The sequence below is a fragment of the Streptomyces dioscori genome, from assembly GCF_003024195.1.
In the GTDB taxonomy this organism is placed as follows: Bacteria; Actinomycetota; Actinomycetes; order Streptomycetales; family Streptomycetaceae; genus Streptomyces; species Streptomyces dioscori.
Map to the genome: position 1 here is coordinate 25377 of NZ_KZ679064.1, position 23928 is coordinate 49304.

18 protein-coding genes are annotated in these 23928 nt (G+C 70.1%); 9 read left to right on the plus strand and 9 right to left on the minus strand.

Annotated elements, in window-relative coordinates; all coding sequences use genetic code 11:
* Positions 1–16: 16 nt before the first annotated feature.
* Complete coding sequence (locus C6Y14_RS41630) at positions 17–844, plus strand: rhomboid family intramembrane serine protease (protein WP_107022147.1); 828 nt, start codon at positions 17–19, stop codon at positions 842–844.
* 65 nt (positions 845–909) lie between these two features.
* Here C6Y14_RS41630 and hemE read toward each other — a convergent pair whose 3' ends face one another.
* Positions 910–1977, minus strand: coding sequence for a uroporphyrinogen decarboxylase (gene hemE / locus C6Y14_RS41635; protein WP_225891542.1), 1068 nt, complete (start codon positions 1975–1977; stop codon positions 910–912).
* Positions 1978–2211: 234 nt separating this feature from the next.
* Here hemE and C6Y14_RS41640 point away from each other — a divergent pair, with 234 nt between their 5' ends.
* The 3 genes from C6Y14_RS41640 to C6Y14_RS41650 all read left to right on the plus strand — a co-directional run bounded on the left by C6Y14_RS41640 (position 2212) and on the right by C6Y14_RS41650 (position 5466).
* Entirely contained in the window at positions 2212–2838 is a 627-nt protein-coding gene (locus C6Y14_RS41640) for a DUF3000 domain-containing protein (RefSeq protein ID WP_199855056.1), read from the plus strand.
* A 510-nt stretch (positions 2839–3348) separates the two neighbouring features.
* Entirely contained in the window at positions 3349–4011 is a 663-nt protein-coding gene (locus C6Y14_RS41645) for a response regulator transcription factor (RefSeq protein ID WP_055514175.1), read from the plus strand.
* Between the two features lie 168 nt (positions 4012–4179).
* On the plus strand, positions 4180–5466 hold the full coding sequence (locus C6Y14_RS41650; RefSeq protein ID WP_107022150.1) for an HRDC domain-containing protein: 1287 nt from the start codon (positions 4180–4182) through the stop codon (positions 5464–5466).
* A gap of 122 nt (positions 5467–5588) precedes the next feature.
* Here the strand turns inward: C6Y14_RS41650 and C6Y14_RS41655 are convergent, their stop codons facing one another.
* The 3 genes from C6Y14_RS41655 to C6Y14_RS41665 are packed head-to-tail and all read right to left on the minus strand — an operon-like array spanning position 5589 to position 8709.
* The gene (locus C6Y14_RS41655; protein WP_107022151.1) at positions 5589–6446 is read right to left on the minus strand and encodes a carbohydrate ABC transporter permease; all 858 of its coding nucleotides are present in this window, start codon (positions 6444–6446) and stop codon (positions 5589–5591) included.
* Positions 6443–7393 (minus strand): carbohydrate ABC transporter permease, encoded by a 951-nt coding sequence (locus tag C6Y14_RS41660; RefSeq protein WP_107022152.1) that lies wholly within the window; start codon positions 7391–7393, stop codon positions 6443–6445. The genes C6Y14_RS41655 and C6Y14_RS41660 overlap by 4 nt, the downstream gene beginning before the upstream one ends.
* A complete protein-coding gene (locus C6Y14_RS41665; RefSeq protein ID WP_107022181.1) occupies positions 7393–8709 on the minus strand; it encodes an ABC transporter substrate-binding protein in 1317 nt (438 codons plus the stop codon). Before C6Y14_RS41665 ends, C6Y14_RS41660 begins: the two co-directional genes overlap by 1 nt.
* A 171-nt stretch (positions 8710–8880) precedes the next feature.
* Between C6Y14_RS41665 and C6Y14_RS41670 the strand changes: the two genes are divergently transcribed.
* The 4 genes from C6Y14_RS41670 (at position 8881) to C6Y14_RS41685 (ending at position 16256) form a co-directional block, all read left to right on the plus strand.
* Entirely contained in the window at positions 8881–11361 is a 2481-nt protein-coding gene (locus C6Y14_RS41670; protein ID WP_107022153.1) for a glycoside hydrolase family 2 protein, read from the plus strand.
* On the plus strand, positions 11358–12386 hold the full coding sequence (locus C6Y14_RS41675; RefSeq protein ID WP_107022154.1) for a LacI family DNA-binding transcriptional regulator: 1029 nt from the start codon (positions 11358–11360) through the stop codon (positions 12384–12386). The genes C6Y14_RS41670 and C6Y14_RS41675 overlap by 4 nt, the downstream gene beginning before the upstream one ends.
* Before the next feature lie 520 nt (positions 12387–12906).
* Entirely contained in the window at positions 12907–14133 is a 1227-nt protein-coding gene (locus tag C6Y14_RS41680; RefSeq protein WP_107022155.1) for a thiolase family protein, read from the plus strand.
* On the plus strand, positions 14130–16256 hold the full coding sequence (locus C6Y14_RS41685; protein ID WP_107022156.1) for a 3-hydroxyacyl-CoA dehydrogenase NAD-binding domain-containing protein: 2127 nt from the start codon (positions 14130–14132) through the stop codon (positions 16254–16256). Before C6Y14_RS41680 ends, C6Y14_RS41685 begins: the two co-directional genes overlap by 4 nt.
* 221 nt (positions 16257–16477) lie before the next feature.
* Here the strand turns inward: C6Y14_RS41685 and C6Y14_RS41690 are convergent, their stop codons facing one another.
* The gene (locus tag C6Y14_RS41690; RefSeq protein WP_107022157.1) at positions 16478–17509 is read right to left on the minus strand and encodes a hypothetical protein; all 1032 of its coding nucleotides are present in this window, start codon (positions 17507–17509) and stop codon (positions 16478–16480) included.
* Between the two features lie 57 nt (positions 17510–17566).
* Between C6Y14_RS41690 and C6Y14_RS41695 the strand changes: the two genes are divergently transcribed.
* Positions 17567–17941, plus strand: a complete 375-nt coding sequence (locus C6Y14_RS41695) for a PIN domain-containing protein (protein ID WP_107022158.1) — start codon at positions 17567–17569, stop codon at positions 17939–17941.
* Positions 17942–17961: 20 nt separating this feature from the next.
* Here the strand turns inward: C6Y14_RS41695 and C6Y14_RS41700 are convergent, their stop codons facing one another.
* The 4 genes from C6Y14_RS41700 to C6Y14_RS41715 form a co-directional block, all read right to left on the minus strand.
* Entirely contained in the window at positions 17962–19458 is a 1497-nt protein-coding gene (locus C6Y14_RS41700; RefSeq protein WP_107022159.1) for an amino acid permease, read from the minus strand.
* A gap of 164 nt (positions 19459–19622) precedes the next feature.
* Complete coding sequence (dxs, locus tag C6Y14_RS41705; RefSeq protein WP_107022160.1) at positions 19623–21545, minus strand: 1-deoxy-D-xylulose-5-phosphate synthase; 1923 nt, start codon at positions 21543–21545, stop codon at positions 19623–19625.
* Between the two features lie 294 nt (positions 21546–21839).
* Positions 21840–23132 carry a sugar ABC transporter permease gene (locus tag C6Y14_RS41710; RefSeq protein WP_107022161.1) on the minus strand — a complete coding sequence of 431 codons (1293 nt, stop codon included), beginning with the start codon at positions 23130–23132 and terminating at the stop codon, positions 21840–21842.
* Entirely contained in the window at positions 23129–23920 is a 792-nt protein-coding gene (locus C6Y14_RS41715) for an ATP-binding cassette domain-containing protein (protein WP_189777611.1), read from the minus strand. The genes C6Y14_RS41710 and C6Y14_RS41715 overlap by 4 nt, the downstream gene beginning before the upstream one ends.
* Between the last annotated feature and the right edge of the window lie 8 nt (positions 23921–23928).

Here is a 23928-nt window from a genome sequence, read left to right on the forward strand (position 1 = left end):
GGGGCAGGATTCCCCCGTGGTCATACCCGTCCATGACGTGAACCCGGCCCGCCGCACGCCCTATGTGACGTACGCGCTGATCGCCGCCAATTTCGTGGTCTTCCTGGCCACTCCGGGCGTGGCGAGCTCACTCACCGGCGACAGCGGTCCGTCCCACCTGGCCCAGCTGTGCCACCTGCAGGCGTTCCTGGAGCAGTGGGCGGCGATCCCCAGGGAGCTGATCCACGGACAGCTCCCGACGACGGTCCCCACCGGTGACGTGGGGCTGGGCGCCACCGGCCGCGGCTGTGCCGTCGGTCCGCCCGGCTACGACAAGTCACCCCAGCTGTCGGTCCTCACGGCGATGTTCCTGCACGGCGGCTGGGTGCACCTGCTCGGCAACATGCTCTTCCTGCTGATCTTCGGCAACAACATCGAGGACCGCCTCGGCCACATCCGCTACGCGCTCTTCTACGTGGCCTGCGGCTATGCGGCGGCGTACGGCTTCGCGCTGGTCAACGCCGACTCGACCGACCCGCTGATCGGTGCGTCGGGCGCGATCGCCGGGGTGCTGGGCGCGTATCTGGTCCTCTACCCGCGGGCCAGGGTCTGGGTCCTGGTCCCGTTCCTGATCTTCCTGCCGCTGCGGCTGCCCGCCTGGATCGTGCTGGGCTTCTGGTTCGGACTGCAGGCGGTGTACTCGTCCGGCAGGGGCGTCTCCGACGCCGGCACCGTCGCGTACGTGGCCCACGTGGTCGGCTTCCTCACGGGCATGCTCCTGGCCTGGCCCCTGCGCCGCGGCACCCCGCCCCCACCCCAGCCACGCGGCCTCCTGTGGGGCAGAAGAGCCCACCACCGCTGGTGAGCGCCCTCCTGGGGGCGCGGGGAACTGCGCGACCAGCCACGACGAAGCCGCACCCGAAACAGCGCCTACCGAGCGGAGCGCGTCTGCACGTACTCGACGAGCCGGGTCAGCGCATCCGGGCTCATCGACGGCAGGACCCCGTGCCCAAGGTTGAACACATGCCCCTCAAGCCCCGCGGCGGCGTCCAGCACCTCCTGGGCCTTCTGCTCCACGACCGAGGTGGGGGCGAAGAGGACAGCCGGATCCAGGTTCCCCTGGAGCGCCCGCCCGGGCCCGACCCGACGGGCGGCCTCGTCCAGCGGCACCCGCCAGTCGACGCCCACGACGTCCGCGCCCGCCTCCCCCATGAGCCCGAGCAGTTCCCCCGTACCCACACCGAAGTGGATGCGCGGGACGCCGTACGACTCGACGGCCCGGAAGACCTTCGCGGAGGCGGGCAGCACCGAGCGCCGGTAGTCGGCGGGGGCGAGGGCGCCGACCCAGGAGTCGAAGAGCTGGACGGCGGAGGCGCCCGCCTCGATCTGCACCTTCAGGAACGCGGCCGTGATGTCGGCGAGCCGGTCGAGCAGGTCGGCCCAGAGCTGCGGGTCGCCGTACATGAGCGACTTGGTGTGCTCGTGGTTGCGGGACGGGCCGCCCTCCACGAGGTAGCTCGCGAGGGTGAACGGCGCGCCCGCGAAACCGATGAGCGGGGTCGCACCCAGCTCACGGGTGAGCAGGCCCATCGCCTCGGTGACGTACCAGACGTCGTCCGGCGTCAGATCGCGCAGCTGGTCGAGGTCGGCGCGGGTGCGGATCGGGTTCGCGACGACGGGGCCCACGCCGGGCTTGATGTCCAGGTCGACACCGATGGCCTTCAGCGGTACGACGATGTCGCTGAAGTAGATCGCCGCGTCCACCTTGTGCCGGCGGACCGGCTGGAGGGTGATCTCGGCGACCAGCTCGGGCCGCATGCAGGACTCCAGCATGGGGATGCCCTCGCGCACCTTCAGGTACTCGGGCAGTGAGCGTCCGGCCTGCCGCATGAACCACACGGGCGTGTGCGGCACGGGTTCACGCCTGCACGCCTTGAGGAAGGCGGAGTCGTATGTCGCGGTCGGCTGCTGGCCCTTGGGGCGGTCAATGACGCTCACGACGAAAAGTCTCGCACGGCCCGGAGGCACCCTGAGCCGGGGCCCGACGCGCGGGCGCCCCGACGCGTGCTCCGTCACGTATCGCCGCGAACCGGCGCGTTCGGGGGCGCTTTTCGGCAACGTCATCCGGACAGTGGTCCGGCGCACGGGTGTCTCTCCCTGCGCAAAGGCTCTGTTCCCCTTAATCTTCCCCGCATGGCTGCGGCTCAGGGACGACTGTCGGACGGCGCTGGAATGGACGACCCGAAGGAGGGGGAACGGGATGCGATGGAGGCGGCTCCGCTGCCTTTTCGAGCCGCCGTCGATGCGTTGAGGGCCGCGCGGTTGCGGCCGCAGATCGAGATCGATCCGACGAAGGCGCCGCGACGGCTCGCGCCGTTCGCGTACGCGCTGGAGGCCACCGTCGTCGACGGTGACGAGGATCTGGCGGACGGCCGGCTGATCCTGCTGCACGACCCGGCGGGGCACGACGCCTGGCAGGGCTCGTTCCGCATGGTGACGCTGGTCCGTGCGGAACTGGAGCCGGAGATGGCGTCCGATCCGCTGCTGCCCGAGGTCTGCTGGTCGTGGCTGACGGGTGCGCTGAAGGCTCGCGGGCTGTCGTACGGCGAGCCCAGCGGCACGGTCACCCGGGCCGGCTCGCACTACTTCGGCGGGTTGTCGGAGCGGCCCCCGGCGTCCCAGATCGAGATCCGGGCGTCCTGGACTCCGCGTGAGGGGTTGGGCGGGGTGCCCGACACCGCGTCGCATCTGGCTTCCTGGTGCGACCTTCTCGCCCAGATCGCGGGGCTGCCTCCGGCGGCGCCGGGCGATGCGTCCGTGGTGACGCTGCCGCAGCGGCGGGGGCCCCAGTCGCGCTGAGCGCTTAGCGCTCCGCGCGACGGGCCGGATTTTGTCCGCGGGCTCGTCGTGGCTGGTCGCGCAGTTCCCCGCGCCCCTTTAGGGGGCTCATCTGAAGCCGTGCCTCTTGCGAGGTGCGGCTTCCGTCGTGTTCTGAGGGGCGTCGTCAACCCTCGGTCCGGCCTCCCCCTTCCGGGGCGCCTCTGAAGGGTGGCCTGCCGCGCCCGCGCCCCGAGCGCGCCCCCGCGACCCTCTCGCGCACCCCCGAACCACCCGCGGCCTGCACGAAAACACGTTTGCCCTTTTATCGATACGACCACTTTCGGCCTCGTATCGAAGCGGAGCGGACTCGTTTCGATCTTCGGATGATCGATCGTGCGTCCGAATTGCACGCATTATTACTCACCAAATCGTGATCATTCTCTAAAGGCGGACGGGTTTGATGCCGAAGACCTCTGTGACCTTGAAAGCACGGTTCGTCCCGGCTTCATCCCCACAGCCGGTCCCCCGTCCCGCACCCCAGGAGGCCTGGTGTCCGTTCTCCTTGAGCAGCCCGCAAGCCTGGTCGCCTACCGCCCGAACAAGCCGACCGCGATGGTGGTCGTGGCCGACCCCCGCGTGCGCTCCACCGTCACCCGCCACCTGTGGGCGCTCGGTGTTCGCGACGTGATCGAGGCTTCGTCCGTCGCGGAGGCTCGTCCCCGCATCGGCAACCCCCGCGACATCTGTGTCGCAGACGTCCATCTCCCCGACGGCTCCGGCCTCACCCTCCTGTCCGAAACCCGCGCCGCGGGCTGGCCGAACGGCCTGGCCCTGTCCGCCGCCGACGACATCGGCGCCGTACGCAACGCCCTCGCGGGCGGCGTCAAGGGCTACGTCGTCACCGGCACCCGTACGAACGTCGGGCTTCCCACCCGGCCGGGCGTCGCCCCCATCGGCTCGGCAGCCGCCCGTATGCACCGCCGCCCCCCGGGTTCCCCGAGCCACCCGGGCGGCTACCGCGAGCTGTCCGGCCGAGAGGTCGAGGTGCTCCGGCTGGTGGCGGAAGGCCAGTCGAACAAGGCCATCGGTGTCTCGATGGGCCTGTCCGCGCTGACCGTCAAGAGCCACCTCGCCCGCATCGCCCGCAAGCTCGGCACGGGTGACCGCGCCGGCATGGTGGCGGTGGCCCTGCGCACGGGAATCATCCACTGACCCCCGCCGAAACCATCCCCTCCGCCTGAACCGGATCCTCCCCTCCGCACGAACCAGGACGCTCGACTGATGCAGGATTCACCGGCCTGACTGGTTTACGACCCTCTGACGCCCGTCGACGGAACGTTCCGTCGACGGGCGTCTGTCATACACAGATACCCTTGACAGGTGACCGACGCCCAAGAGACCGCAGCAGACAGCTCACTGCGAACCACCGGAGGCGCTCCTCCGGACGACGTCGAACCGGCGCCGATCCCCTTGCTGGAGCCCCGCGACGGAATTCCGCCGGTGATCACCGACGAGGACGCCCTCGCCGAGATGATCGCCGCGTTCGCGGCGGGCACCGGCCCCGTCGCCGTCGACGCCGAGCGGGCGTCCGGCTACCGCTACGGGCAGCGCGCCTATCTGGTGCAGCTGCGCCGCGAGGGCGCGGGGTCCGCGCTCATCGACCCCGTCGCCTGCCCCGACCTGTCGGGCCTCGGCGAGGCGCTCTCCGGAGTGGAGTGGGTGCTGCACGCGGCCACCCAGGACCTGCCGTGTCTGCGGGAGATAGGTATGGTCCCCAGCCGCCTGTTCGACACCGAGCTGGCCGGCCGGCTGGCCGGGTTCCCGCGGGTCGGGCTCGGCGCGATGGTCGAGGGCGTCCTGGGCTTCGTACTGGAGAAGGGGCACTCGGCCGTCGACTGGTCGACCCGCCCGCTGCCCGAGCCGTGGCTGCGCTACGCCGCGCTCGACGTGGAGCTGCTCGTCGACCTGCGGGACGCTCTGGAGAAGGAGCTGGACCGGCAGGGCAAGCTGGAGTGGGCCCGCGAGGAGTTCGACGCGATCGCCTCGGCACCGCCGCCGGAGCCCCGCAAGGACCCGTGGCGCCGTACGTCGGGCATGCACAAGGTGCGCCGCCGCCGGCAGATGGCCGTCGTACGGGAGCTGTGGGAGACCCGGGACCGGGCCGCGCGCCGCCGGGACATCTCGCCGGGCAAGATCCTCGGCGACGGGGCGATCGTCGAGGCCGCGCTGGCCGTACCGGCCAATGTGCACGCGCTCGCCGCGCTGAACGGCTTCGGGCACCGCATGGGCCGGCGCCAGCTGGATCAGTGGCAGGCGGCCGTCGACCGGGCGAAGGAACTGCCCGACGCCGAGTTGCCGCAGCCGGGTCAGCCGCTCAACGGGCCGCCTCCGCCGCGTGCCTGGGCCGAGAAGGACCCGGCCGCCGCGGCGCGGCTGTCGGCGGCGCGGGCCGCGGTGTCCGCGCTGGCGGAGAGCCTGAACATGCCCCAGGAGAACCTGATCACTCCTGACACGGTTCGACGGGTCTGCTGGGAGCCGCCGGCCGCTCCGGACGCGGCGTCCGTCGCGGCTGCGCTCGCGGGGTACGGGGCTCGCGCTTGGCAGGTCGCGCAGGTCACGCCTGTGCTGGTTGCTGCGCTGGCTGTGAAGGCCAAGGCCAAGGAGTAGGGTCCGGGCCCTTGCAGGGGCGCCCCTTCGCCGTGGGTGGTGCGGAGGATTCGCGACTGACCGTCCGTTGTGGCTTGTCGCGCAGTTCCCCGCGCCCCTAGAGGCGCGGAGCGCCTCCCGGGCTACTTCGTCGCGCCCCTGGTGAAGCCGTTGTAGATGTAGCGCTGGAGGAACAGGAAGACCAGCAGGGTCGGGAGGATGACCAGGACCGCTCCTGCCGAGATGTTCTCCCAATGTGCTCCGAACGGGCCCTTGAAGCGGAACAGCGACGTTGAGATCACGCCAAGATCCTCGGACGGCATGTAGAGGAACGGGATGTAGAAGTCGTTGTAGACGGTGATCCCCTTCACGATCACCACCGTCGCGATCGCGGGCTTCAGCAGCGGCAGGATGATCTTCCGGTAGATCGTGAAGGCGTTCGCGCCGTCGAGCCGGGCGGACTCGTCGAGGGAGACGGGGATCGACCGGACGAACTGCAGGAAGATGTAGATCGAGACGATGTCCGTGCCCATGTAGAGCACGATGGGCGCCCAGCGGCTGTCGAACATGCCGAAGCTGTCGACGATCTGGAAGGTCGCCACCTGGGTGGTCACGCCGGGTACGAGCGTGGCGACCAGGAACAGTGCGACGACCAGCTTCCTGAAGCGGAAGGTGTAGCGGTCGATCGCGTACGCCGCCATCGACCCGATGATCACCGTGCCGGTGACGGAGAAGAGCAGGATGAACGCGGTGTTCCCGAACGCCGAGAGCATCCGGCCGTCCTGGAAGGCCGTCACGTAGTTGTCGAAGTTCAGCGGGTCGTCGGGGAGTTGCAGCGCCCCGCTGTCGTTCGCCATCTCCTCCTGCGATTTGAGGGAGGTCAGCAGGACGACGAGGAGCGGCAGCAGGACGACCACGCTCGCGGCGATCAGTGACAGGTAGGTGAGGCTGCGGGCGATCCCACCGCGCGAGACGCGGGGCCTACGGCTCTCATGGCTCATACGAGGTCCACCTTGTCGTCCGGGACGAGGCGTCGCTGGACCCAGGTCACCGCGAGGATGATCAGGAGCAGGACGACCGCGGCCGCCGAGGCCAGCCCCGTCTTGTTGAACTGAAAGGCCAGTTTCACCGTCTGGATCACGAAGGTCTCCGTGCCGGTCGCGCCGCCGGTCATGATGAACGGCACCTCGAAGGCGGACAGCGAGCCGGAGATGGAGAGGATGACGGTCAGGCTGAGTACGGGCCTGATGCCGGGCGCGATGATGTACCGGAACTGGTGCCAGCGGTTCGCCCCGTCCAGTTCGGCGGCCTCGTACAGCTCCCCCGGGACGGACTGGATCGCGCCGAGGAACAGGACGAAGTTCAGGCCCAGGTAGCGCCAGACGGAGACACCCGCCAGCGAGACGTTCGCGGAGACCGGGGTGCCCAGCCAGGCGCGGTCGGAGTGGACGCCGAACAGGCTCAGCACCGAGTCGAGGGTGCCGCCGTCCTGGAAGAAGTAGAGGAAGACGAAACCGATCGCCACCCCGTTGATCAGATACGGGAAGAAGAGCACGCCCTTGAAGAAGTTCCGGAAGCGCACATTGAAGCTGAGGACCGTCGCGAAGTAGAGCGCGACGACGATCTGCACGACGGACGCGGCCAGGTAGTAGCCGCTCACGAAGAAGACCTCGAACAGCTCGGGGCGGGTGAAGAGTTCGACGTAGTTGCCCGCGCCCGTGTAGCTCAGCTCCGGGCTGACGCCGTCCCAGTCGGTGAAGCTGTACGCGACCATGTTGGCGACCGGCGCGTACGTGAACGTGATCAGCAGGACCAGCGGGGCGGCGAGGAACAGCCACGGGGTCAGGCCCCGCCGCAGACGCAGCCGGCGCGGGGCACGGGCGCGCGCCGGGCCGGCGGCGGGAGCGGTCTCCTTCGGCCGCGCCGCCTTCTCGGTCGTGTCCGTCATCAGGACCCCGTGGACTTCCGCGCCTCTTCCCAGCGCTTGCCGAGGTCGCCGAGGAAGTCGTCGAGGCTGCCCTTCCTGGCGCCGCGGGCCAGGTCGACGAGGTCCTGGCGGTAGTCGGGCTTCCAGAGGCCGACCTCCGACTCGTTGTCGATCTCCTTGACCTCCGCGCCCTTCGCGTCGTCGAGTTCGATGAGCTGTACGTCCGCGTCCTCGTACGGCTGCAGCACCTCGGGCAGCGGGGTGCCCTTGACCGGGGAGACGGTCAGGTTGTCGGCCGCGTAACCGGACTTGTCGGTGAACCAGTCGACCCAGGCGCGGGCCGCCGCCTTGTGGTCGGAGTTGATGTTGACGGCCTGGTTGTAGTCGGGCGACATGGTCGCGCAGAACCTGCCGTCCCGCTGGGCCGGGAAAGGCATGAAGCCGATGTCGTCCGGGTTCGCGCCGGCCTGTTTCGCCGCCGCCCGGAACTGGGTGATCGCCCAGGAGCCGAGCCACATCGTGGCGATGTCGCCCTTGGCCAACTTGGGCTTGGAGGCTTCCCAGTTGGTGGTCGTCGGGTCCTTCTCGATCAGTCCGCCGCGCACGATGTCGTACAGCAGGGTGTCGGCGACGCGCAGGTCCTCGCCCTTCGCCCACGGGTCGCCCCCGGCGAGACGGGACGTGGCCTGCGGGTCGCAGCTGACCGCGCCGTCCATGTACGTCCACTGCGTCAGCGGCCACATGTCCTTGAAGTTCGTGTAGTACGGGATCGCGTCGGTCTTCGCTTTGACGGCCTTGAGACCGGCGACGAACTCGGCCGGTGTGGTGGGCCAGTCGGTGATCCCGGCGTCCTTCCAGACCCGCTTGTTGTAGAGGAAGCCGGGGAGGGCTCCCATCGGGCTCTGTCCGTAGACCTTGCCGTCGACCGTGGTGAAGTCGGTGAACAGGTACTTCTTCGCGCGGTCGGTCTCGGCGCCGAGGGACGCGAAGAACCTGGGGTAGTCGTTCTTCTTGATCACGGCGGGGATCATCAGCACATCGCCGTAGTTCTCGGTGTTCATCCGGATCTTGACCTCGCCCTCGTAGTCCGTGAGGGCGTCGAACTCGACCTCGACCTTCGGATAGGTCTTGTTGAATTCGGCCGCGTATTTCTTCATCGTGCCGTCCTGCACGAGGTCGGTCCGGTGGGTGAGGACGGTGATCGTGCCGGACACCTTGGCCGGGTCGTCGGGCGCCTCGGCGTCCGCGCCCTTCGACGTGCCTCCGCTTCCGGTACAGCCCGCGGCCAGCAGCGCGGCGGCGAGGAGGCTTCCGGCGATCTTCGTGCGGTGGTTCATCTTCACCAGCTCCGTTCAGGGACGGATGAGCACGAGGGGGATGGCTGGTTCCGCACTCTGACAGCCGTTACTAAACCGGTAAAGTCCTTATTTCGCCAAGGATCGAGAGGCATTACTACCGCCTTTGCCACCGTCCGGTCAGCATTGACCTATACCGGTTTAGGAGTGCGCATGCTGGATGTCACGCCGATCCACGAGGGATGGGTCCTGCGGCACGACGGGGCCGAACTGCCGGCCACGGTGCCGGGCTGCGTGCACACGGATCTGCTGACGGCGGGGGTCGTCCCGGACCCGTTCCTCGGGCGCGGCGAGACCGAGGTGGCGTGGGTGGGGCGGCGCGACTGGCTGTACGAGACGACGCTCGCGCCCGCGCCGGGCGGACATGAGCAGACCGACCTCGTCTTCGACGGCCTCGACACCGTCGCCGAGGTCCGGCTGGACGGCCAACTCCTGGGAACCGTACGGAACATGCACCGCTCGTACCGCTTCGACGTCACCGGGCTCGGCGGGCGGCTCTCGGTCCACTTCCGGTCCGCGTACGGAGAGGCGGAAGCGGTGCGCGGACGGCTCGGCGAGCGGCCGAACGCCTACCCCGAGCCCTTCCAGTACCTCCGCAAGATGGCCTGCTCCTTCGGCTGGGACTGGGGCCCGACCCTGGTGACGGCCGGCATCTGGAAACCGGTCCGCCTCGAACACTGGACGACGGCCCGCATAGCGCGAGTACGACCCCTGGTGACGGTCGAACAAGACGTGGGACGCGTCGAGTTGGATGTGGAGGTCGAACGGTCACAGGTGGAGGTCGGGCTGACGCTGAACGCCCGGGTGGGCGGGGTCGAGACGGCCGTGGACGTGGTCGGCAGCAGCGCGACCGTCCGCGTCGAGGTGCCGGACGCCGACCTGTGGTGGCCGCGCGGCTACGGCGAACAGGCCTTGTACGAGGTTGAGTTGACCCTTGCCGACGCCGGCGGGCCGCTGGACTCCTGGCGCCGACGCGTCGGCTTCAGGACCGTCGAGCTCGACCGGCGGGACGACGAGCACGGCTCCGGGTTCACGTTCGTCGTCAACGGCGAGCGGCTCTTCGCGCGGGGCGTCAACTGGATCCCCGACGACGTCCTGCCCTCCCGGATCACCCGCGAGCGCTACCGCACCCGCCTGGCCCAGGCGGCCGGCGCCGGCGTGGACCTCGTACGGGTGTGGGGCGGTGGCCTCTACGAGAGCGAGGACTTCTACGACGCCTGCGACGAACTGGGCCTGCTGGTCTGGCAGGACTTCCCCTTCGCGTGCGCCGCCTACCCGGAGGAACAGCCGTTGCGCGGCGAGGTGGAGGCCGAGGCGCGCGAGAACGTCGTACGGCTGATGCCGCATCCCTCGCTCGTGCTGTGGAACGGCAACAACGAGAACCTGTGGGGCTTCCGGGACTGGGACTGGGAGCGGCGGCTGGCCGGGGACTCGTGGGGCGAGGGGTACTACCTCGGCCTGCTGCCGCGCGTGGTGGCCGAGCTGGACCCGACCCGGCCGTACACGGCGGGCAGTCCCTGGTCGGGCTCCTGGGACCACCACCCCAACGACCCCGCGCACGGCACCCATCACTCGTGGGAGGTGTGGAACCGTCGGGACTACGCGGACTACCGGCTCGAAGTCCCGCGTTTCGTGGCCGAGTTCGGCTGGCAGGCACCGCCCGCGTACGCCACACTGCGGCGCGCCCTGCCCGGCGAGGTGCTCGCGCCCGACTCCCCCGGCATGCTGCACCACCAGAAGGCCGACGACGGCAACGGGAAGCTGGCGCGCGGACTCGCCCGGCACTTCGCCGTACCCGAACAGGGCTTCGGCGAGGCCGACTTCGACCGCTGGCACCACCTCACCCAGGTGAACCAGGCACGGGCCGTCGCCACCGGCATCGAGCACTGGCGGTCGCACTGGCCGGTGTGCGCGGGCACGATCCTCTGGCAGCTCAACGACTGCTGGCCGGTCACCAGTTGGGCCGCCATCGACGGGGACGGCCGGGAGAAACCGCTCTACCACGAACTGAAACGGCTGTACGCGGACCGGCTGTTGACGCTCCAGCCGCGACCCGACGGGCTCGTACTCGCGGCCGTCAACCAGTCCGCCGAGCCATGGGCGTGCCGGGTGGTACTGCGGCGGATGTCGGTGGAGGGCGGGGTGGTGGCGGAGGCGGCCGTGGAGGTGACGGCGGCGGTGCGGGCACGGGCGGTCGGTGACCTGCGGGTACCGGAGGATCTTGTGCCGGTGGGGCCGAAGGAGTTCCTGGTGGCGGACGCGGGCGCGCGCGGGGCCGGCGGGGACGGGAAGGTGGGCGGGGGCGCGGGTGGGGGTGGGGGCCAGGATGGGGGCCCGGGTGGGCTGCGGGCGTTGTACTTTCCCGCCGCCGACCATGAGATCCCGTACCCGCGGCCCCGGTTCGACGTCTCGGTCTCCGCTCCCGGGGAGGTCACGGTCACCGCCCACACGCTCGTACGGGATCTGCTGCTGCAGGCCGACCGGCTGACTCCCGACGCCTCGGCCGACCGGGGGCTCGTCACACTGCTCCCGGGCGAAGAGGTGACCATCGGCGTGCGGGGCTGGGAGACTCTCGGAGAACTGGACGCGGAGACCGTACGCTCCGCCCTGTACTGCGTGGAGCCCGCACGATGACGACACCGTCCCGCGTCACCATCAAGGACGTCGCGGCCCGCGCCGGGGTGTCCAAAGGGGCCGTGTCGCTCGCCTTCAACCACAAACCGGGACTGTCCGAGGCGACCCGGGACCGGATCTTCGAGGCGGCCAGACAACTGGGCTGGGCGCCGAACCTCGCCGCTCGGTCACTGGCCGGGCGACGGGTGGACGTGGTGGGGCTCGCGATCTGCCGGCCCGCGAGGCTCCTCGGACTCGAACCGTTCTACATGGAGTTCATCTCAGGTGTGGAGAGCGTGCTGACCGAGCACTCGTGCTCGCTGCTGCTGCGGCTGCTGCGGACCGTGGAGGAGGAGGTCGGACTCCTGGACTCCTGGTGGCGGGGCAAGCACGTCAGCGGGTCGATCCTGGTGGACTTCCGGGCGGACGATCCGCGCGTGGCCGCCGTCGAACGGCTCGGGATGCCCGTCGTCGCCGTCGGGCACCCCACGCTGACCGGCGGACTCACGTCCGTGTGGACCGACGACGCGAGTGCCGTAACGGAAGCCGTGCGGTATCTCGCGGCGCTCGGGCACCGGAGGGTCGCGCGGGTGGGCGGGGCCGCGGCACTCGGGCACACGGCGATCCGTACGGCCGCGTTCGACGCGGCGGCGCGGGGGCTTGAGCTGAGCGGGGCGTGGCAGGTGGCGACCGACTTCTCCGGGGAGGCGGGGGCGCGGGCCACCCGGTCGCTGCTTTCCGCGTCCGCCTCGGACCGGCCCACGGCGATCGTGTACGACAACGACATCATGGCCGTGGCGGGGTTGTCGGTGGCGTCCGAGATGGGGCTGTCGGTGCCGGGGGACGTGTCGCTGCTGGCGTGGGACGACTCGCAGCTGTGCCGGTTGACGCATCCGACGCTGTCGGCGATGAGTCATGACGTGCACGGGTTCGGGGCGGAGGTTGCTCGAACGTTGTTCGGCGTCATCACGGGCGGTGAGGCGGGGGGGTCGCACCCGGTACCCACACCGGTGCTGACCCCCCGGGGGTCCACGGCCCCACCGTGACGCTCCGCACGGGGACGGGCGCGGGCCGGCGGGGCCGGGCGCGCAGTTCCCCGCGCCCCTAGGGGGGTGGGGCGACCGTCGTGGGGCCCGTGCGGGTACATCGTGGCTGAGCGCGCCGTTCCCCGCGCCCCTAGGGGGGTGGGGCGACCGTCGTGGGGCCCGTGCGGGTACGTCGTGGCTGGCCGCGCAGTTCCCCGCGCCCCTGAGGGGCGCCGTCGCGGCCCGAAGAAAGGCCGGGGCGAAGCCCCGCTTTTCAGGGGCGCGGGGAACGGCGCGGCCAGCCACGACGTGCCCGCAGGTATCACGCGACGGGTACCGCCCCGGTCTGAGGGGCGCGGGGAACTGCGCGGTCTGCCTCAGCGGGGCCGCAGGTGTGGGGCCGGGCGGGCACACTGGGAGTGTGACCTTCGCCGCTCCGGGCCCCGGGACTGGGCAGCTACGTTACCCGTAAGTAGCATGGGTCCTGAGCGCGCGCTCAGCGCATCGCAGTAGTGCAATCCGCATCTGGAGGAGAGCCATCGTGCCTCGTACCGTCAGGGACGTCGTCTTCGTCGACGGCGTCCGCACCCCGTTCGGCAAGGCGGGCCCGAAGGGCATCTACCACGAGACCCGCGCCGACGACCTCGTCGTGAAGGCGATCCGGGAGCTGCTGCGCCGCAACCCCGGACTCGACCCGAAGAAGATCGACGAGGTCGCCATCGCCGCGACCACGCAGATCGGCGACCAGGGCCTGACGCTGGGCCGCACGGCAGGCATCCTGGCCGGGCTCCCCCAGTCCGTGCCCGGCTACTCGATCGACCGCATGTGCGCCGGCGCGCTCACCGCCGTGACGACCGCCGCCGGCTCCGTCGCCTTCGGCGCGTACGACGCCGTCATCGCGGGCGGTGTCGAGCACATGGGCCGCCACCCCATGGGCGAGGGCGTCGACCCGAACCCCCGCTTCGTGAGCGACAAGCTCGTCGACGAGTCGGCCCTCTTCATGGGCATGACCGCGGAGAACCTGCACGACCGCTACCCCACGATCACCAAGCAGCGTGCCGACGAGTACGCCGTGCGCTCGCAGGAGAAGGCCGCCAAGGCGTACGCCAACGGCAAGATCCAGCAGGACCTGGTGCCGATCTCGGTGCGCAACACCAACGCGGAGGTCGGTGAGACGGGCTGGGGCCTGGTCACCGCCGACGAGCCGATGCGCCCGGGGACCACCCTGGAGAACCTGGCGGGCCTCAAGACCCCGTTCCGCGTGCACGGCCGGGTCACCGCCGGTAACGCGGCCGGTCTGAACGACGGCGCCACCGCCTCGATCATCGCGAGTGAGGAATTCGCCCGCGAGCACGACCTGCCCGTACGCATGCGGCTCGTCTCGTACGCCTTCGCGGGCGTCGAGCCGGAGGTCATGGGCTACGGCCCGATCCCGGCCACCGAGAAGGCCCTCGCGAAGGCCGGTCTGTCGATCGAGGACATCAACCTCTTCGAGATCAACGAGGCCTTCGCCGTCCAGGTCCTCGCGTTCCTGGAGCACTACGGCATCGCCGACGACGACGCGCGCGTCAACCAGTACGGCGGCGCCATCGCGTACGGCCACCCGCTGGCCTCCTCCGGCGTCCGGCTGATGACCCAGCTGGCCCGCCAGTTCGAGGAGCAGCCGGAGGTCCGTTACGGCCTCACCACCATGTGCGTCGGCTTCGGCATGGGCGCCACGGTGATCTGGGAGAACCCGCACCACAAGGACGCCGGAGGCGACAAGTGAGCACCACTGAACTCCTGAAGGGCGCAGCGGAGCTGTTCCCCGACGAGGTCGTGACGTCGGCGCACGTACGCCACCTCGACCTGCCGTTCGGCGCCGGGCGCTTCGCGCTCATCACGCTGGACAACGGCTTCGACCACACCAAGCCGACCACCTTCGGCCCGGCCTCGCTGGCGAACCTCAACGCCGCGATCGACCAGGTCGAGAAGGAGGCCGCGGCCGGCGAGATCATCGGCGTCGGCATCACCGGCAAGCCGTTCATCTTCGCCGTCGGCGCGGACCTCAAGGGCGTCGAGCTCCTCAAGGAGCACAAGGACGCGCTCGCCATCGGCAAGGGCGGCCACGAGGTCTTCAAGCGGCTGTCCGCCCTCGCGGTGCCGACCTTCGCGTACTACAACGGCGCGGCCATGGGCGGCGGCGTCGAGGTCGGTCTGCACTGCAGCTACCGCACGGTCTCCGCGTCCCTGCCCGCCTTCTCGCTCCCCGAGGTCTTCCTCGGTCTGGTACCCGGCTGGGGCGGCTGCGCCCTCCTGCCGAACCTGATCGGCGCCGACAAGGCCGTCTCGGTAATCATCGAGAACTCGCTCAACCAGAACAAGCAGCTCAAGGGCGTGCAGGTCTACGAACTGGGCATCGCCGACGCGCTCTTCGAGGGCGCGGACTTCCTTGAGCAGTCGCTGATCTGGACGGCGTCCGTCCTCAAGGGCGAGATCGTCGTCGACCGCCCGGTCATCGACCGCGGCGAGGCCTGGGACCAGGCCGTCGCCAAGGGCCGCTTCATCGCGGACAGCAAGGTGCACGGGGCGGCCCCGGCCGCGTACCGCGCGCTCGACATCATCGCCGCCGCGAAGAACGGCGACCTCCAGCAGGGCTTCGACGCCGAGGACGCCGCCCTCGCCGACCTGATCATGGGTGGCGAGCTGCGCTCCGGCATCTACGCCTTCAACCTGGTGCAGAAGCGCGGCAAGCGCCCCGCCGGGGCCCCGGACAAGTCCCTCGCGCGCCCGGTCACCAAGGTCGGTGTCGTCGGCGCCGGTCTGATGGCCTCGCAGCTCGCCCTGCTGTTCCTGCGCCGCCTTGAGGTGCCGGTCGTGCTGACCGACATCGACCAGGAGCGGGTCGACAAGGGTGTGGGCTACGTCCACGCCGAGATCGACAAGCTGCTCGGCAAGGGCCGTGTCAACCAGGACAAGGCGAACCGCCTCAAGGCCCTCGTCTCCGGTGTCCTGGACAAGGCCGAGGGCTTCTCCGACGCCGACTTCATCATCGAGGCCGTCTTCGAGGAGATCGGCGTCAAGCAGCAGGTGTTCGCGGAGGTCGAGGCGGTCGCCCCGGCGCACGCGATCCTCGCCACCAACACGTCCTCGCTGTCGGTGACCGAGATGGCGTCGAAGCTCAAGAACCCCGAGCGGGTCGTGGGCTTCCACTTCTTCAACCCCGTCGCGATCCTCCCCCTCCTGGAGATCGTGCGGGGCGAGGCGACGGACGACGCCTCGCTGGCCACGGCGTTCGGTGTCGCCAAGAAGCTGAAGAAGACCGCGGTCCTCGTGAAGGACGCTCCCGCGTTCGTCGTGAACCGCATCCTCACCCGCTTCATGGGCGAGATCCAGAACGTCATCGACGAGGGCACGCCGGTCGCGGTCGCCGAGAAGGCGGTCGAGCCGCTGGGTCTGCCGATGTCTCCGCTGGTCCTCCTTGAGCTGGTCGGTCCGGCCATCGGCCTGCACGTCTCCGAGACGCTCAACCGGGCCTTCCCCGACCGCTTCACGGTCTCGCCGAACCTGGCGGCGGTCGTCAAGGCGGGCAAGCGCGGGTTCTACGTGTACGACAGCGGCAAGCCCGAGCTCGACCCCGAGGTGGCCGCGCTGCTTCAGCAGGGCGACTCCGTCCTGGACGAGGAGCAGGTCCGCGCCCGTGTCCTCGACGCCGTCGCCCAGGAGATCGGGCTCATGCTCGACGAGGGGGTCGTGGCTGAGGCGCAGGACGTCGACCTGTGCCTGATCACGGGGGCCGGGTGGCCGTTCCACCTGGGCGGCATCACGCCGTACCTGGACCGTGAGGGTGTCTCCCAACGGGTCAACGGCAAGCCGTTCCTGACCCCGGGAGTGGCGTCGGTCCCGGCGTAGTTTCCTCGCCCCCGCCGCCCCTACCCGTCCCGTCACCGACTCGGGGGCCAGCCCCCGAACCCCCGGTCCTCAAACGCCGGACGGCTGAAAGATTCGCGGACGGTCCGCGAATCTCCAGCCCGTCCGCGAATCTCCAGCCCGTCCGGCGTTTGAGGACAAAGGGGGGCGAGGGGGCGCAGCCCCCATGTGTGGACGGGAACGGGTAGGGGCGGCGGGGGCGACTAAATGCTCTGCCAGGCCGCGAGTGCCAAGCCCGGTTCCGGCTTGCGGTGGGTGAGGAGCAGCGTGCCCGTGGACGGCGCGAGCGTCGCCGCGACCACCCGGCCCTCCTCGTCCTCCGCCAGCGACACCACCGCGTCGGCGGGCAGCTCCGGACCCGAGTCCGTCCACCACGCCCCCGCGGACTCCTGCTCCGTGGGATACGCGGCGAAGGCGACCCGCCCGCTCGCGGACCGCTGCGCGAGCAGCGTGCAGTCGACGTCGTCGAGCCGGCAACGGATCGCGGCCACCGGCCCCGGCCCCGCGCAGCCGAGGAGTTCCACCGGCTCCGCCCCGGCCCGCCACGCGCACACCGTGCCGTTGTCGTCCGTGTAGAACAGCGTCACGTGGTCGTCGGAGGTGGTCAGCGCCCGCAGGGTGCCGGGGCGGACCGCGACCTTCAGGGGTTCCTCGTCGAGGGCGGGGATGTGGCCAGGACCGGCCTGCGTCCAGCGGAGGATGCCGGCGGGCGTGGCCGCGTACAGCTCGACGCGTCCGGACGCGCGGGTGACGGCGGCGAGTTCGCCGGTGACCTCGCGGCCCTTGAGGTCGCGCCAGGGGCCCCAGCCCCCGCGCTCCTTCTGGCCGCGCATGCTGACCCCGCCGCCCTTGTTGCGGACGAAGACGTGCGCGCGGCCCTCGGCGTCCACGGTGACGGCCGGTACGCCGGTCTGCGCGCCCTTGGTGTTGGGGTGCCCGAGCCGTTCCCAGTCGAGCGCGGCGAGGTGCGGGCGGAAGTGGGTGGAGTGGACGAGTCCGGCCTCGTCGGCGCCGGTGGGGCGCCAGGAGACCAGGTGGGCGTAAGAGTCGGCGCCCTGGCCCACGGCGAGCACGGGGTGGACGCGTTGGTCGCCGCCGACCGTGCGGGGTGCCGTCCAGGGGCCGCCGGGACGTTGCTCGGCCCAGCACCGCACCGCTTCCTCCAGGGGAGCGTAGGCGCTGAGTCTGCCGTCCCGGCCGCGTATGAGCCAGGTGCCGTTGAGTGTGCGGGCCATTGACACTCCCCCACTCTAATCGGGTCGTGTGATCGCCCTCCGTGCGACCCTGGCCGTATGGACGCTGCCCCGCTCGTGATCGTCGACGCCGCCAATGTGGTGGGGTCGGTCCCCGACGGCTGGTGGCGTGACCGCCGGGGCGCCGCGGAGCGCGTACGGGATCTGCTCGTCCCGTACGCCGACGACGGGCTGCCGGGCCTCGCGGGGCCCCTGGAGCTGGTCCTCGTGGTCGAGGGCGGCGCCCGGGGCGTGACGTCCGTGCCCGGGGTACGGGTCGAGGCGGCGCCCGGCAGCGGGGACGACCGGATCGTGGAGCTGGTCGCCGAACACCCGGGCCGCGCGCGCCTGGTGGTCACGGCGGACCGGGAACTGCGGCGCAGGGTGACGGAGTTGGGCGCCGAGGTCACGGGCCCGAGGACCGTACGCCCGTAACCCCGTGATCCCCTGCCTGGTCAACTCCGGTCGGCGGCTGCCTTCTCGTCCCGGCCGAGGCGGCTGTGCGAGCGGCCGTAGACGAAGTAGACGAGGAAGCCGAGGGCCATCCAGATGCCGAACCGCAGCCAGGTCTCGGCGGGCAGGTTCAGCATCAGCCACAGCGAGGCGGCGACGGAGACGATCGGCAGGATCGGCACCAGCGGGGTGCGGAAGGCGCGGGGCAGGTCCGGGCGGGTGCGGCGCAGGATGATCACGCCGACCGCGACCACGACGAACGCGAACAGCGTGCCGATGTTGACCAGTTCGGCCAGCTCGCTCAGGCTGGTGAAGCCCGCGACGATCGCGATGATCACGCCGAGCAGGATGGTCGGCCGGTGCGGGGTCCTGAAGCGCGGGTGGACGTGCGAGAAGAAGCGCGGCAGCAGTCCGTCGCGGCTCATCGCGAAGAAGACCCGGGTCTGGCCGAGCAGCAGGATCATGCAGACGGTCGTGAGGCCGACGGCGGCGCCGAAGCTGATGAAGCCCGCGTACCAGGGGTGTCCGGTGGCCTTGAAGGCGTCGGCGAGCGGGGCGTCCACGGACAGCTTGGTGTAGTGCTGCATACCGGTCACGACGACCGACACCGCGACGTAGAGGGTGGTGCAGATGAGCAGTGAGCCGAGGATGCCGCGGGGCATGTCCCGCTGCGGGTTCTTGGTCTCCTCGGCGGCGGTGGCCACGACGTCGAAGCCGATGAAGGCGAAGAAGACGACGGAGGCGGCGGTGAAGATGCCCATCACGCCGAAGTTCGAGGGCGCCCAGCCGAACATCAGCTGGATGAGCGGCGAGTCGAGACCGCTGCCCGCGTCGACGGGCTTCGCCTTCGGGACGAACGGGTCGTAGTTGTCGCCCTTGATGAAGAAGGCACCCGCGATGATCACGACGAGGACGACGGTGACCTTGATGGCGACCACGACGGCGGTGACGCGCGCGGAGAGCTTCGTACCGACCACGAGGATGCCGGTGAGCACCAGGACGAGGGCGGCGGCGAGGATGTCGAAGCCGAAGCCGTCGGCGCCCTCTCTGCCGCTGAGCGCCGCGGGCAGGTGCCAGCCCGCGTTGTCGAGCAGCGAGGCGATGTAGCCGGACCAGCCGACCGCGACCACCGCGGTGCCGAGCGCGAACTCCAGCACGAGGTCCCAGCCGATGATCCAGGCGGGCAGTTCACCGAGGGAGGCGTACGAGAACGTGTACGCGGAGCCGGCCACCGGGACGGTGGAGGCGAACTCGGCGTAGCAGAGCGCGGCGAGCGCGCAGACGACCCCGGCCACGACGAAGGCCAGGGCGACGGCGGGACCGGCGTTGTTCTTGGCGACCGTGCCGGTGAGGACGAAGATGCCGGTGCCGATGATGACACCGACCCCGAAGACGGTCAGGTCCAGGGCGGACAGGGATTTCTTGAGCGCGTGCTCCGGTTCCTCGGTGTCCTGGATGGACTGCTCGATCTTCTTCGTCCTGAAGAGGGTGTTGCTCACGGGCCTACTCCCCACGCGTTGTCGTCCTCGACATGATCGAGAGGGTGCGTGGTCCGTATGCCCCGGCACGTGGGGATTCACGCGAATGGGCCGGTTCAGCCACCGTAAAGGGTGCGGAACCGGCCCATGCGGGTGTGTCCGGGTGTGCCGATCGGGCGGGTGTGTCAGTCGCGGGCGGGCTCCGGTGTGGCGTGGGCCTGGTCGTACCGTCCGTCGAGCTTGGAGACGAGGCCGGTGACCTGCCGGGCGATGTCCGGTGCGGTCAGTCCGATCTCGGCCATGACCTCCTTGCGGGAGGCGTGGTCGAGGAAGCGCGGCGGGATGCCGAAGTCGCGCAGCGGTACGTCCACGCCCGCGTCGCGCAGGGCCTGGGCGATCGACGAGCCGACGCCGCCGACGCGGGAGTTGTCCTCGACGGTGACGACCACGCGGTGCCGGTCGGCGAGCGGGGCCATGGCCTCGTCGACGGGTTTGACCCAGCGGGGGTCGACGACGGTGGTGGAGATGCCCTGCTGGTCGAGGAGACCGGCGATCTCCAGGCACATCGGGGCGAGGGCGCCGACCGAGACGAGGAGCACGTCCGGGGTGTCGGTGCCGGGCTCCCGCAGGACGTCCATGCCTCCGACGCGGCCCACGGCGGGTACGGCCGGGCCGACCGCACCCTTGGAGAAGCGGACCACCGTCGGTGCGTCCGTGACCTGGACGGCCTCGCGCAGCTGGGCGCGGACCTGGTCGGCGTCGCGCGGCGCGGCGAGCCTGAGGCCCGGGACGACCTGGAGGATCGACATGTCCCACATGCCGTTGTGGGAGGCACCGTCGGTGCCGGTGACACCGGCCCGGTCGAGCACGAAGGTGACACCGCACTTGTGCAGGGCCACGTCCATCAGGACCTGGTCGAAGGCGCGGTTGAGGAAGGTCGCGTACACCGCGAAGACCGGGTGCAGTCCGCCGGTGGCGAGGCCGGCCGCGGAGACCGCGCCGTGCTGCTCGGCGATGCCGACGTCGTAGATGCGGTGCGGGAAGGCGTCCGCGAACTTCTTCAGGCCGACCGGCTGCAGCATGGCCGCCGTGATCGCGACGACGTCCTCGCGCTCCTTGCCGAGCGCGACCATCTCGTCGCCGAAGACGGAGGTCCAGTCGGCGCCCGACGCCTTCACGGGCAGGCCCGTGTCGGGGTGGATGGGGCCGATGCCGTGGAAGCGGTCCGCCTCGTCGCTCAGGGCGGGCTGGTAGCCGCGGCCCTTCTCGGTGAGGCAGTGCACGATGACGGGGCCGCCGAAGCGCTTGGCGCGGGCGAGCGCGGACTCCAGGGCCTCCATGTCGTGCCCGTCGATGGGCCCGACGTACTTCAGGCCGAGGTCCTCGAACATGCCCTGCGGGGCGATGAAGTCCTTGAGGCCCTTCTTGGCGCCGTGCAGGGTCTCGTAGAGGGGCCTGCCGACGACCGGAGTGCGCTCCAGGAGGTCCTTGCCGCGGGCCAGGAAGCGCTCGTAGCCGTCGGTGGTGCGCAGGGTCGCCAGATGGTTCGCGAGGCCGCCGATGGTCGGCGCGTACGACCGCTCGTTGTCGTTGACGACGATGACGAGCGGGCGGTCCTTGGCGTCGGCGATGTTGTTCAGCGCCTCCCAGGCCATGCCTCCGGTGAGCGCCCCGTCGCCGATGACGGCGACGACGTGGTGGTCGTCCTTGCGCAGCACCTCGTTGGCCTTGGCGAGGCCGTCGGCCCAGCCGAGGACCGTGGAGGCGTGGCTGTTCTCGATGACGTCGTGCTCGGACTCGGCCTGCGAGGGGTAGCCGGACAGGCCGCCCTTCATCTTCAGCTTCGAGAAGTCCTGGCGGCCCGTGAGCAGCTTGTGGACGTAGGACTGGTGTCCGGTGTCCCACAGGATCCGGTCCTTGGGGGACTCGAAGACCCGGTGCAGGGCGATGGTCAGCTCGACGACGCCGAGGTTGGGGCCGAGGTGGCCGCCGGTCTTGGACACCGCGTCGACCAGGAACGTCCTGATCTCGTCCGCGAGCTGGTCCAGCTGCTCCAGGCTGAGCCGGTCCAGATCGCGCGGTCCCTTGATGCGGGTCAGCAGCGGCACCCGTGCCTCCTTGCAGTAGAGCGATCGAGCTGTGCGGGGCCTGACGAGTCTAATGTTCCGTCTTTCCCACCGACGCCCGGGCTGTGCGTCGTACATCACGCGTTCGGCCGTACATCCCCTTCCCTACCAAACCCCCCAACGAACACAAAAGTGCCCGGCACCACCATGTGGTGCCGGGCACTTTTTCGAGGGGCTCCGCCCCTCAGGGGCGCGGGGAACTGCGCGACCAGCCAAAACGGACCCGCAGCCCCCACGAACAGCAAGCCCCCGGACCTGAGGGGCAACCACGAATCCCTACGCGCGGCCAGCAGTCTTCTGCGTCTTGCGCGTGATCGAGTCGATGACAACCGTGGCCAGAAGCACACCACCAGTGATCATGTACTGAACCGGCGTGGCGATGCCCTCAAGGGCGAGCCCGTACTGGATCGAGGTGATCACCATGACACCGAGCAGCGCGTTCCACGTGCGGCCACGGCCACCGAAGAGGCTGGTGCCACCGATGACGGCCGCCGCGATGACGTTCATCAGCAGGTCACCCGCACCGGCGCTCTGGTTGGCCGCGGCGATCTTCGAGGCCCAGAACAGACCGCCGACGGCGGCGAAGAAGCCCGCCAGGGCGAAGACCGAGACACGGACCGCCGTGACGTTGATACCGGCACGACGGGACGCCTCGACACTGCCGCCGAGCGCGAAGATCTTGCGGCCGTAGCTGGTGCGGCGCAGGACGAAGTCGCTCAGCACCAGGACCAGGATGAAGAGCAGCAGCGCCAGCGGCAGACCCTTGTACTGGTTGAACATGATCGCGGCGGCGAACGCCACGATCGCGAGCAGGACCGTGCGCATGATCAGGTCGCCCAGCGGCCGGGACGGGATGCCCGCGGCCTCACGGCGGCGGCTGTCCAGGAAGCTGGTGACGAAGAAGAGCACCACGGCGACGAGCGCGAGGCCGTAGGCGGCCGCGACGTCCGAGAAGTAGTACGTGGTCAGCTTGCCGACCACGCCCTCGCCGTCGATGTTGATGGTGCCGTTCTCGCCCAGGATCTGGAGCATGAAGCCGAGCCAGAACAGCAGGCCTGCCAGGGTGACCGCGAACGCGGGGGCGCCGATCCGGGCGAAGAAGAAGCCGTGGAGCGCGCCGATGGCCGCACCGCTCGCGAGGGCGATGAGGACGGCCAGCCACTCGTTCACGCCGTGTGTGACGCTCAGTACGGCGGTGATGGCACCCGCCACACCGCTGACCGAGCCGACCGACAGGTCGATCTCGCCGAGCAGCAGCACGAAGATGATGCCGACCGACATCATGCCGGTGGCGACCATCGCGACGGCGATGTTGTTGAGGTTCTCGGCGGAGAGGAAGGCCGAGTTCAGGCTCTGGAAGATGATGCAGATGACGATCAGGCCGATGACGACCGGGACGGAGCCCAGGTCACCGCCCTTCATCTTGCGCTTGAACTCGCCGACGTAGCCGGCCAGGCCCTGCTCGCGCACGAGCAGCCTGGGGTCGACCACGGTCACCGCGTCGGCGGCGGCCTCGGGGTTCGCGACGGCGTGTTCGTCCGTGCTGGCGGAGGTCTTGTCGATGCTCACTTCTGAGCCTCCCCGTTGCTGCGCGCCGCACGGCGGGTCACGGCGTTGTCCGTGGCACCGGTGATGGCGGAGATGATCTCTTCCTGCGAGGTCGCCTTGACCTCGAAGACGCCGTTGTTGCGGCCGAGCCGGAGCACGGCCACCTTGTCGGCGACGGCCTTCACATCGGCCATGTTGTGGCTGATGAGCAGGACGGCGTGGCCGCGCTCGCGCAGCCGCTCGACCAGGTCGAGGACCTGGGCGGTCTGCTCGACACCGAGGGCCGCGGTGGGCTCGTCGAGGATGACCAGCTTGGGCTCGCCGAGCATGGAGCGGGCGATGGCCACGGTCTGGCGCTGACCGCCGGAGAGCGAGGCGATCGGGATGCGCACGCTGGGGATGCGGATCGACAGCGTCTGGAGCAGTTCGCGTGAGCGGCGCTCCATCTCGACCTCGTCCAGGATGCCGCGCTTCTTCAGCTCACGGCCCAGGTAGAGGTTGCCGACGACGTCGATGTTGTCGCACAGCGCGAGGTCCTGGTAGACCGTCGCGACACCCAGGTGCTGGGCGTCGTGCGGCTTGTTGATCTGGACGGCCTTGCCGTCCCATTCGATGACACCCTCGTCGATCGGGTGCACGCCGGCGATCGTTTTCACCAGCGTGGACTTTCCGGCGCCGTTGTCGCCGACCAGGGCGACCACCTCACCGGCGTGGACCTCAAGCTCTACGTCGGTGAGCGCCTGAACGGCACCGAATCGCTTCGAGACCCCGCGCAACGCCAGAACAGGCGTAGCGGACACGTTAACCATCTCCTTCG